The sequence below is a fragment of the Pseudomonas sp. MPB03 genome, assembly GCF_046605385.1.
Classification (GTDB): domain Bacteria; phylum Pseudomonadota; class Gammaproteobacteria; order Pseudomonadales; family Pseudomonadaceae; genus Aquipseudomonas; species Aquipseudomonas zanjanensis.
Window position 1 is genome coordinate 4,373,243 of sequence record NZ_CP176770.1, and the last position, 9,978, is coordinate 4,383,220.

Below are 9,978 nucleotides of genomic sequence, written 5' to 3' on the forward strand. Positions count from 1 at the left end.
CAATGATTGCCAGGGTTGGCATGCAAAAAACTGCGGGGGGTATCAGTGACAAAAGTGCTGCCTGACACACCGCATTCGCGAGCAGGCTCGCTCCCACAGGGGATTTGTGAGGGATGGGATGCCTGTGAACTCCGCAAAAAACTGTGGGAGCGAGCTTGCTCGCGATGGCGGTCTTTCAGTCAACATCATTGCGGACTGATCTGACGCTATCGCGAGCAAGCTCGCTCCCACAGGGGGTATTGCAGGCTTTGAAGATATTAGTCCGCCAGTCGCCAGGTCGTCCCGCCCTTCCCGTCTTCCAGCACCACGCCCATGGAGGTGAGCTGGTCGCGGATGCGGTCGGATTCGGCCCAGTCCTTGTTGGTCCGGGCGGTCAGGCGCGCCTGGATCAAGGCTTCGACCTCGGCGGCGTCCACCCGGCCTTCGGCGCCGGCCTGCAGGAAGTCATCGGCTTCGAGCTGCAACACACCCAGCACGCTGGCCAGTTCTTTCAGGCGGGCCGCGAGACCGGCCGCGGCATTGAGATCGCTCTCACGCAGACGGTTGATTTCGCGCACCATCTCGAACAGCACCGCGCAGGCTTCCGGCGTGCCGAAGTCGTCGTTCATCACTTCGGTAAAACGCGCCACGAACCCTTCGCCACCAGCGGGCGCCACGGCAGGCAGGCCCTTCAACGCATGGTAGAAACGCTCCAGGGCACCCTTGGCGTCCTTGAGGTTGTCTTCCGAGTAGTTGATGGCGCTGCGATAGTGGCTGGACACCAGCAGGTAACGCACGACTTCCGGGTGGTACTTGTCGAGCACGTCGCGGATGGTGAAGAAGTTGTTCAAGGACTTGGACATCTTCTCGCCATTGATGCGAATCATGCCGCAATGCATCCACGCGTTGGCGTAGGTCTTGCCGGTGGCCGCTTCGCTCTGGGCGATTTCGTTTTCGTGATGCGGGAATTCCAGGTCGCTGCCGCCACCATGAATGTCGAAGGTCTCGCCCAGGCAGCAGGTGGACATCACCGAGCACTCGATGTGCCAGCCCGGACGCCCGGCGCCCCATGGCGACTCCCAGCTCGGCTCGCCCGGCTTGGCAGCCTTCCACAGCACGAAGTCCAGCGGGTCTTGCTTCGACTCGTCGACTTCGATGCGTGCGCCGATGCGCAGGTCTTCGATCTTCTTGCGCGACAGCTTGCCGTAGCCCATGAACTTGGCGACACGGTAGTACACGTCGCCATTGCCCGGGGCGTAGGCATAACCTTTGTCGATCAAGGTCTGGATCATCGCCAGCATGCCCGGGATGTGGTCCGTGGCACGGGGCTCCAGGTCCGGCTTGAGGATATTGAGGCGCGCCTCGTCCTCGTGCATGGCCTTGATCATGCGCTCGGTCAGCGCATCGTACGGCTCGCCGTTTTCACGGGCACGGTTGATGATCTTGTCTTCGATGTCGGTGATGTTGCGCACGTAAGTCAGGTCGTAGCCACTGAAACGCAACCAGCGGGTCACCAGGTCGAAGGCGACCATGCTGCGACCATGGCCGATGTGGCAGTAGTCGTACACGGTCATGCCGCAGACATACATGCGGACCTTGTTGCCATCCAGCGGCTTGAAGACTTCTTTGCTCTTGGTGAGCGTGTTGTAGATCGTAAGCACAGGGTTTCCCTTAAGACTTGATCACTGACCCCAGGAATCGCGCAAGGTCACGGTACGGTTGAATACCGGAGCACCGGGTTTCGAGTCCTTGATATCCGCGCAGAAGTAGCCTTCGCGCTCGAACTGGAAACGGTCTTCCGGCTGTGCGTTGCCCAGCGAAGGCTCGGCACGACAACCCGTAAGTACTTGCAGGGAGTCAGGGTTGATGTTGTCCAGGAAGCTGGCGCTGTCTTCGGCCTTCTCCGGGTTCGGCGAACGGAACAGGCGATCGTACAGGCGCACTTCGCACTCGACGCTGGCGGTGGCCGGCACCCAGTGGATCACGCCCTTGACCTTGCGACCTTCCGGGTTCTTGCCCAGGGTGTCGGGATCGTAGGAGCAACGCAGTTCGACGATGTTGCCGTCGGCGTCCTTGATGGCTTCGTCGGCGCGGATCACGTAGCTGCCACGCAGGCGCACTTCACCGGCAGGCTCCAGGCGCTTGTAGCCTTTTGGCGGCTCTTCCATGAAATCGTCACGGTCGATGTAGATTTCCCGGGCAAATGGCAGGACGCGCACGCCCATGTCTTCTTTCGGGTGGCGCGGCAGCTCGAGGTTCTCGACCTGGCCTTCCGGGTAGTTGGTAATGACGACTTTCAGCGGACGCAGCACGCACATGGCGCGGGGGGCGCTGTGGTCCAGGTCGTCACGGATGCTGAATTCCAGCATGCCGAAGTCCACCACGCCGTCGGAACGGTTGGTGCCGACCATCTCGCAGAAATTGCGGATCGATTTGGGTGTGTAGCCGCGACGACGGAAGCCCGACAGCGTCGACATGCGCGGGTCGTCCCAGCCAATGACGTGCTTCTCGTCCACCAGTTGCTTGAGCTTGCGCTTGCTGGTGATGGTGTAGTTCAGGTTCAGGCGACTGAATTCGTACTGGCGCGGGGTGGCCGGCACCGGCAGGTGCTCGAGGAACCACTCGTACAACGGACGGTGGCTTTCGAATTCCAGGGTGCAGATCGAGTGAGTAATGCCTTCGATGGCATCCGACTGGCCATGGGTGAAGTCATAGTTGGGGTAGATGCACCATTTGTCGCCGGTCTGGTGGTGATGGGCGTGACGGATGCGGTACATGATCGGGTCGCGCAGGTTCATGTTCGGCGAGGCCATGTCGATCTTGGCGCGCAACACCCGGGCACCGTCCGGGAACTCACCGGCGCGCATGCGAGCGAACAGGTCCAGGTTCTCTTCCACGCTGCGTTCACGGAAAGGGCTGTTCTTGCCCGGCTCGGTCAGGCTGCCACGGTATTCCTTGGCTTGCTCGGGGGTCAGGTCGCACACGTAGGCGTTGCCGGACTTGATCAGCTCCACTGCCCAGTCGTGCAACTGGTCGAAATATTGCGAGGCGTAGCGCACCTCACCGGACCATTCGAAACCCAGCCACTTGACGTCGCTTTCGATTGCGTCGATGTATTCCTGGTCTTCCTTGGCCGGGTTGGTGTCGTCGAAACGCAGGTGCGTGACGCCGCCGAACTCCTGGGCCAGGCCGAAATTCACGCAGATCGACTTGGCGTGGCCGATGTGCAGGTAGCCGTTGGGCTCCGGAGGAAAACGCGTGACGATCTGTGTGTGCTTACCCGAGTCCAGGTCCGCCTGGATGATCGGGCGCAGGAAATTGACCGGCACGGCCGGGCCGGTCTTGGAATTCGAGGTAGGGTCGACAGTGGGCTTGCTCATAGGATCCTTGAACAGACAAGTGCGCGGCCGGGTGCGGCCTGATAAATCAAAGCCCGTATCATAGCCGATGCTGTCAAGCACCTGACAGGCCAGGCCGGCAAACGATTGAATTTAATCGACGGCCAGATGAAAAACAGCCTCGAATTTCGTGCCTGGCGCGCTAAACTGCCCAACCTGGCGATTGCAGCCGGACCGGTTGCGGGCGTTCGCGCCCCGAAACCCACGAATTTCTTGAAAGAGTAGTAATCATGACCCAAGTCAAACTGACCACCAACCATGGCGACATCGTCCTGGAACTGAACGCCGAGAAGGCTCCGATTACCGTTGCCAACTTCGTTGAATACGTCAAGGCAGGCCATTACGAGAACACCGTTTTCCACCGCGTGATCGGTAACTTCATGATTCAAGGCGGTGGTTTCGAGCCGGGCATGAAGGAAAAGAAAGACAAGCGCCCAAGCATCCAGAACGAAGCCGACAACGGTCTCTCCAACGACAAGTACACCGTCGCCATGGCCCGCACCATGGAACCGCATTCGGCCTCCGCGCAATTCTTCATCAACGTCGCCGACAACGCGTTCCTGAACCACAGTGGCAAGAACGTCCAGGGCTGGGGCTACGCGGTATTCGGTAAAGTCACCGCCGGCACCGACGTGGTCGACAAGATCAAAGGCGTCGCCACCACTTCCAAGGCTGGCCACCAGGACGTCCCGGCAGAAGACGTGATCATCGAGAAAGCCGAGATCATTGAGTGATACTGCTGATTTCAGACTTGCATCTGGAAGAGGAGCGCCCGGACATCACCCGGGCGTTTCTGGATTTACTGGCCACACGCGCCCGTTCGGCGCAAGCGTTGTACATTCTGGGCGACTTTTTCGAAGCCTGGATCGGCGACGATGCCATGACGCCGTTCCAGCGTTCCATCTGCCAGGCCCTGCGCGAATTGAGCGACAGCGGCACGGCCATTTTCCTGATGCACGGCAATCGCGATTTCATGCTGGGGCAGGCCTTCTGCAAAGCGGCCGGCTGCACCCTGCTCAAGGACCCGAGCGTCGTGCAGTTCAATGGTGAGCCGGTGCTGCTGATGCACGGTGATAGCCTCTGCACCCGCGACGAAGGCTACATGAAGCTGCGGCGCTGGCTGCGCAACCCGGTCACGCTGTTCATCCTGCGTCACCTGCCGCTGGGCAGCCGCCAGAAACTGGCGCGCAAGCTGCGCAGCGAAAGCCGCGCGCAGACACGCATGAAAGCCAATGACATTGTCGACGTCACGCCCGAAGAGATCCCGCGGATCATGCAGCAATACGGCGTGAAGACCCTGGTCCACGGCCACACCCACCGCCCCGCCATCCACAAGTTGCAACTGGGCGAACACGCCGCCCGACGCATCGTGCTGGGGGATTGGGACAAGCAAGGCTGGGCGTTGCAGGTGGATGAACAGGGGTTTGCGTTGGCGCCGTTCGGGTTTGCGCCGCCGCCACAACTGCCGGCACCCGAGGCAATCCCCAGCCACCCATGACCCTTGTGGAGGCGAGCTTGTGGGAGCCGAGCTTGCTCGCGATGGGGCCCGTCCAGTCAATATCTCTGCTGTCTGTCACGCCGCTATCGCGAGCAAGCTCGGCTCCCACAAAAGCTTGCTCCCACAGCGATTGTGCTTGAATCAATGACCGCTGGCAGCAGGCCCCGCCTTCGCCGCGAACGGCGGTTTGGCCAGCCACACCAGCACGATCAACCCCATGAACGCCCACCCCAGCAACGTGAAGTAATCCACGGTGGAGAGCATGTACGCCTGGCTGTTGAGGATCTGGTCGAGCTGGGCATAGGCCGGCGCACCCGCGCCGCCGAGCTGGTTGAGGGCTTCGCGGGTGGTGGGCTCGAAGGTGCTGATGCTTTCGCTCAGGTAGGCGTGATGCTGGTCGGCCCGGCGGATCCAGATCCAGGTGGTCAACGACGCGGCAAAGCTGCCGCCCAGGGTCCGCAGGAACGTCGCCAGCCCCGCGCCGTCGGCAATCTGGTGCGGCGGCAGGTCCGACATCAGGATGCTCAAGGTCGGCATGAAGAACAGCGCCACGCCAATCCCCATGAACAACTGCACCAGCGCAATGTGCTGGAAATCCACTTCATTGCTGAAGCCGGCGCGCATGAAGCAGCTCAGGCCGATGGCCAGGAACGCCAGCCCGGCCAGCAAGCGCAGGTCGAACTTGTGGGCGTACTTGCCGACGAAAGGCGACATCAGCACCGGCAGGATGCCGATGGGCGCCACCGCCAGCCCGGCCCACGTCGCGGTGTAGCCCATCTGCGTCTGCAACCATTGCGGCAGGATCAGGTTGATGCCGAAGAACCCGGCATAGCCGCCCACTAGCACAATGGTGCCGATGCGGAAGTTGCGATAAGCGAACAGCCGCAGGTTGACCACCGGATGACGATCGGTCATTTCCCAGATCACGAACACCGCCAGGGCAATGACTGAAATCAAGGCTCCGATGACGATGAAGTTCGACTCGAACCAGTCCAGGTCGTTGCCCTTGTCGAGGATCACCTGGAGTGCACCGACGCCGATGATCAACGTGATCAACCCGACGTAGTCCATCGGTTGATGACTGGTGACCACAGGCCGGGCCTTGAGCTGCTGGCGCACCACCATCACCGCAAAGATCCCAATCGGCACGTTGATGAAGAAGATCCACGGCCAACTGTAGCTGTCGGTGATCCAGCCACCGAGGATCGGCCCGGCAATCGGCGCCACCACCGTGACCATCGCCAGCAGCGCCAGGGCCATGCCCCGCCTGGCCGGCGGGTATACGGCAATCAGCAGCGTCTGGGTCATCGGGTACAACGGCCCGGCCACCAGCCCCTGGACCACACGAAAGCCAATCAGCTCCGGCATCGAAGTGGAAATGCCACACAGGAACGAAGCGAGCACGAACAGCATCGTTGCCCACAAAAACAGCTTCACCTCGCCAAAGCGTCGGCTCAGCCAGCCGGTGAGCGGCAGGGCGATGGCGTTGCTCACCGCGAACGAGGTGATCACCCAGGTGCCCTGCTCCGAGCTGACGCCCAAGTTGCCGGAAATGGTCGGCAAGGCGACGTTGGCGATGGTGGTGTCGAGCACTTGCATGAACGTCGCCAGCGACAGCCCGATGGTGCTGAGCAACAGGCTGGGCGGCGTGAAGGACGCGTTATTGCTCATTGCGAGAATCCTATGAAGCGAAGGTGGCGAATTACTGGCGCCCCGATGAAATGGAATTACGCCCTGTGGCGAGGGAGCTTGCTCCCGCTGGGCCGCGAAGCGGCCCCAAAACCCGCCGAATGCGGAGCATCAGTCACACCGCACCCGCCGGCTTTACGACTGCTTCGCAGCCGAGCGGGAGCAAGCTCCCTCGCCACAGGCGTTCGACGAAGCTAGTTCAGCGCTGCGCGGTCTTGCTCGCCGCGGCACTGTTGTCGTGGATCAGGCGGGTGATCATCGCGTCGGCATCGGCCAGTTGTCGGTCATAGACCTGGGTGCTGAACGAAGCTTTCTGCGGTGGCTGCTGGGCCAGCACCGGGCCGCTCTGGTCGTGCAGGTTGACGCTGACCTGGGTCGACAGGCCGACCCGCAGCGGATGCTTGGCCAGCTCCTGGGCATTGATGTGAATACGCACCGGCACCCGCTGGACGATCTTGATCCAGTTACCGGTGGCGTTTTGCGCCGGTAGCAAGGCAAACGCGCTGCCGGTCCCGGCGCCCAGGCTGTCGATGGTGCCGCTGTACTTCACATCGCTGCCGTACAAGTCGGTTTCGATGTCCACTGGCTGGCCGATGCGCATGTCACGCAGTTGGGTTTCCTTGAAGTTGGCATCGATCCACAGTTGATCCAGCGGGATCACCGCCATCAGCGCCGTGCCCGGCTGCACCCGTTGCCCCAACTGCACGGTGCGCTTGGCGACATAGCCGGTGACTGGCGCGATCAAGGTGCTGCGGGCATTGGTCAGGAAGGCCTGGCGCAGTTGCGCGGCCGCGGCTTGCACATCGGGATGGGATGACACCACGGTATCGTCCACCAACGCGCTGGTCGTCTTGAGCTGTTGCCGGGCATTGGCCAGGGCGTTCTGCGCCGAGGTCAGGTCATCCCGGGCGTGGGACAGTTCTTCCTGGGAAATCGCCCCGCCGGCCGCCAGGTTCTTGCGTCGGCTGTAGTTTTCCTGGGCCTTCTGCACTTCGGCCTCTTGGGCATTGACCTGCGCCCGCATGCCGTCGACGTTGCTGTACAAGCCACGGACCTGGCGCACGGTCCGGGCCAGGTTGGCCTGGGCACTTTGCAGCCCGACTTCGGCATCGTTCGGATCGAATTGCACCAGCACCTGGCCTTCACGCACCAGGTCGCCGTCATCGGCACCGATGCTCACCACGGTCCCGGTGACTTGCGGAGTGATTTCCACCACGTTGCCATTCACATAGGCGTCGTCGGTGCTTTCGCTCCAGCGACCATACAGTTCATGCCAGCCCCACACCCCCAGGCCCGCGAGGATGACGATCAGCGTGAGTGCCAACAGCATGACCTTGCGCTTGCGTGGGTTGCCGCTGTCTTGGGTTTGTGCGGATTGAGTCGTTTCGGCAGTCGCCATGACAAGTACCTCGAATCAGTGGGTCGGCGTGGCAGGGGTCGGCGTGGCCGCCGCCAGGGTCTGGGCTTCGAAACCACCGCCCAGGGCCTGCATCAGTTGGATCGACAAATCGATCTGCTCGGCATTCAGGTTCGCCAGTTGGCGCTGGGCCTGAAGCAATTGCTGCTCGATGCTCAGCACGTCCAGGTAATTGCCGATGCCCGAGCCGTAGCGCTGGACCACGGTGTCGTAGGAGTTCTGCGCGATGTCGGTGGCATGTTGCTGGGCACCGATCTGGCGAGCGATGTCACGCAACTGGTTGATGGTGTCGCTGACATCGCCAAGGGCCGTGACCAGGCTCTTGTTGTACTGCGCCACCGCCAGGTCGTAATCGGCGTCCCGGGCATCCAGGTCCGCCCGCAAACGGCCGCCGTCGAAGATCGGCAGCGACACGGTGGGCGCCACGTTGAAGAAACGGCTGGGCGAACCGAACATCGCATCGCCCAGCAACGACTGCACTCCCGCCGCCGCGCTCAGGTTGAGGTTGGGATAGAACTGGGTCTTGCCAGCCTCGATGTTCTTGCTCGCCGCCTCCACCCGCCAGCGCGCCGCGACCAGGTCGGGACGGCGGCCCAGCAGCTCGGCCGGCAGGTTCGACGGCAAGGCGACCGCGCTGGCTTGCAGCACGTTCGGCCGGGCGATTTCGTTGCCGCGATCCGGCCCCTTGCCCAGCAGCACGGCCAGGGCGATCCTGGCGCTCTGCAGGCGTTTCTCGGCGTCGATCAGGGTCGCATCGGCGCTGGCTTCCAGGCTTTCGGTCTGCTGGAACTGATATTCGCTGTCGATCCCGGCGCTGAGACGGCGCTTGCCCAGATCGAGCATTTGCCGGGTGCGCTTGAGGTCCTCGGCGGCCAGGTCATGAATGATGTGGGCCTGGCCCAGGTCGCTGTAGGCCCGGGCCACGTCGGCAGCCAGGGTCAGTTGCGCGGCCTGGCGATCGATCTCGGCGGCGCGGGCCTGGCCCAGGGCGGCTTCCCAGGCGGCACGCTGGCCACCCCAGAGGTCGAAATTGTAGTTGAAGTCCACACTCAGCGAACGCAGGGTGCTGTAGGCCCCGCCCTGCCCTTGCGGGTCCTGGTCACGGGCCAGTCGCGAACGGCTGACGCTGCCGCTGGCATCCAGGGTCGGCAGGCGTGCCGCGTTGGCGGCATAGGCCGCGGCACTGGCCTGGTGGACCCGGGCGCTGGCGACCTGCATGTCCGGGCTGTCGCGCAAGGCTTCACGGATCAGGCCGTCGAGTTGCGGGTCGCCGAGGCTTTTCCACCAGTCGTTTTTCGGCCACGCGGCCGGCGACAGCGCGACCCCATTCAACGATTGACCAGCCTGGAGACTCTTGGCCTCGAGGCTGACGCCTTCGGTCTTCAAGCCACTGTAGCTGGCACAACCGGCGAGGCTCATGGCCAACAGCACCAGGCTCAAGCGGGTACGCAAGGTTTGACGTTTCATTTCTCCCCCAATCGCAACACGGTGATGGGATCACCGGCGGCGAGCAGTATTTTCTTGAGGATGTCTTCGAGGGTTTGCAGCTCCTCGCGGCTAATGGCTCCGGCCAACTGATTCATGGCGTCGGCACCAATGAACGGCAGGCGATCGGCGAGGGCCTGGCCAGCTTCGGTCAACACCAATTGCACCTGGCGCCGATCCTCTGCCGAGCGCTGGCGGACCAGGAAACCTTTCTGCTCCAGGCGATCGAGCATGCGCGTCATCGAGCCGCTGTCCAGGGACAGGTAGCGACACAGCTCGACCGGCGTGTCGATGCCGTGCTGGGCCATGATGATCAACACCTTGAACTGCGCGGCGGTGATGCCGACGGGTTCCATGTGGGTGTCGATGATCCGATCCTTGAGCAGCGCGGCGCGGCCGAGCAGCATGCCGAGGTGGCAATTGTGAAATTCGTCAGGGGTGAAATGCTTCATCCGGGCACCGTTTGCTGCCTAGGCAGTGAATGTATGTCGAAATATTACTGCTTAGGCAGC

8 protein-coding genes are annotated in these 9,978 nt (G+C 62.3%); 2 read left to right on the forward strand and 6 right to left on the reverse strand.

The annotated features are described in order from the left end of the window. Positions 1-257: 257 nt before the first annotated feature. Together cysS and ACLH0I_RS18710 are read right to left on the reverse strand one after the other, a co-directional pair. A complete protein-coding gene (cysS, locus tag ACLH0I_RS18705; RefSeq protein WP_411385055.1) occupies positions 258-1,640 on the reverse strand; it encodes a cysteine--tRNA ligase in 1,383 nt (460 codons plus the stop codon). A gap of 21 nt (positions 1,641-1,661) precedes the next feature. Beyond that, positions 1,662-3,359 (reverse strand): glutamine--tRNA ligase/YqeY domain fusion protein, encoded by a 1,698-nt coding sequence (locus tag ACLH0I_RS18710; RefSeq protein WP_411385056.1) that lies wholly within the window; start codon positions 3,357-3,359, stop codon positions 1,662-1,664. 248 nt (positions 3,360-3,607) lie between these two features. On the opposite strand from ACLH0I_RS18710, the gene ACLH0I_RS18715 reads away from it, so the two are divergent. Together ACLH0I_RS18715 and ACLH0I_RS18720 are read left to right on the forward strand one after the other, a co-directional pair. After that, on the forward strand, positions 3,608-4,111 hold the full coding sequence (locus tag ACLH0I_RS18715) for a peptidylprolyl isomerase (RefSeq protein WP_411385057.1): 504 nt from the start codon (positions 3,608-3,610) through the stop codon (positions 4,109-4,111). Continuing rightward, entirely contained in the window at positions 4,108-4,875 is a 768-nt protein-coding gene (locus ACLH0I_RS18720) for a UDP-2,3-diacylglucosamine diphosphatase (RefSeq protein WP_411385058.1), read from the forward strand. Before ACLH0I_RS18715 ends, ACLH0I_RS18720 begins: the two co-directional genes overlap by 4 nt. A 141-nt stretch (positions 4,876-5,016) precedes the next feature. Here ACLH0I_RS18720 and ACLH0I_RS18725 read toward each other — a convergent pair whose 3' ends face one another. The 4 genes from ACLH0I_RS18725 to ACLH0I_RS18740 form a co-directional block, all read right to left on the reverse strand. Beyond that, the gene (locus ACLH0I_RS18725; protein WP_411385059.1) at positions 5,017-6,546 is read right to left on the reverse strand and encodes a DHA2 family efflux MFS transporter permease subunit; all 1,530 of its coding nucleotides are present in this window, start codon (positions 6,544-6,546) and stop codon (positions 5,017-5,019) included. 217 nt (positions 6,547-6,763) lie between these two features. Beyond that, positions 6,764-7,963 (reverse strand): efflux RND transporter periplasmic adaptor subunit, encoded by a 1,200-nt coding sequence (locus ACLH0I_RS18730; protein WP_186730384.1) that lies wholly within the window; start codon positions 7,961-7,963, stop codon positions 6,764-6,766. A gap of 15 nt (positions 7,964-7,978) precedes the next feature. Continuing rightward, positions 7,979-9,448 (reverse strand): efflux transporter outer membrane subunit, encoded by a 1,470-nt coding sequence (locus tag ACLH0I_RS18735; RefSeq protein ID WP_411385060.1) that lies wholly within the window; start codon positions 9,446-9,448, stop codon positions 7,979-7,981. Further along, positions 9,445-9,918, reverse strand: a complete 474-nt coding sequence (locus ACLH0I_RS18740; RefSeq protein WP_186706617.1) for a MarR family winged helix-turn-helix transcriptional regulator — start codon at positions 9,916-9,918, stop codon at positions 9,445-9,447. Before ACLH0I_RS18740 ends, ACLH0I_RS18735 begins: the two co-directional genes overlap by 4 nt. Positions 9,919-9,978: the final 60 nt, after the last annotated feature.

What these genes read in the sequence shown, in the direction of transcription:
- ACLH0I_RS18710 (WP_411385056.1), bottom strand. Translation starts at nt 3,359, where the DNA reads ATGAGCAAGCCCACTGTCGACCCTACCTCGAATTCCAAGACCGGCCCG.
- ACLH0I_RS18715 (WP_411385057.1), top strand. Translation starts at nt 3,608, where the DNA reads ATGACCCAAGTCAAACTGACCACCAACCATGGCGACATCGTCCTGGAA.
- ACLH0I_RS18725 (WP_411385059.1), bottom strand. Translation starts at nt 6,546, where the DNA reads ATGAGCAATAACGCGTCCTTCACGCCGCCCAGCCTGTTGCTCAGCACC.
- ACLH0I_RS18730 (WP_186730384.1), bottom strand. Translation starts at nt 7,963, where the DNA reads ATGGCGACTGCCGAAACGACTCAATCCGCACAAACCCAAGACAGCGGC.
- ACLH0I_RS18735 (WP_411385060.1), bottom strand. Translation starts at nt 9,448, where the DNA reads ATGAAACGTCAAACCTTGCGTACCCGCTTGAGCCTGGTGCTGTTGGCC.
- ACLH0I_RS18740 (WP_186706617.1), bottom strand. Translation starts at nt 9,918, where the DNA reads ATGAAGCATTTCACCCCTGACGAATTTCACAATTGCCACCTCGGCATG.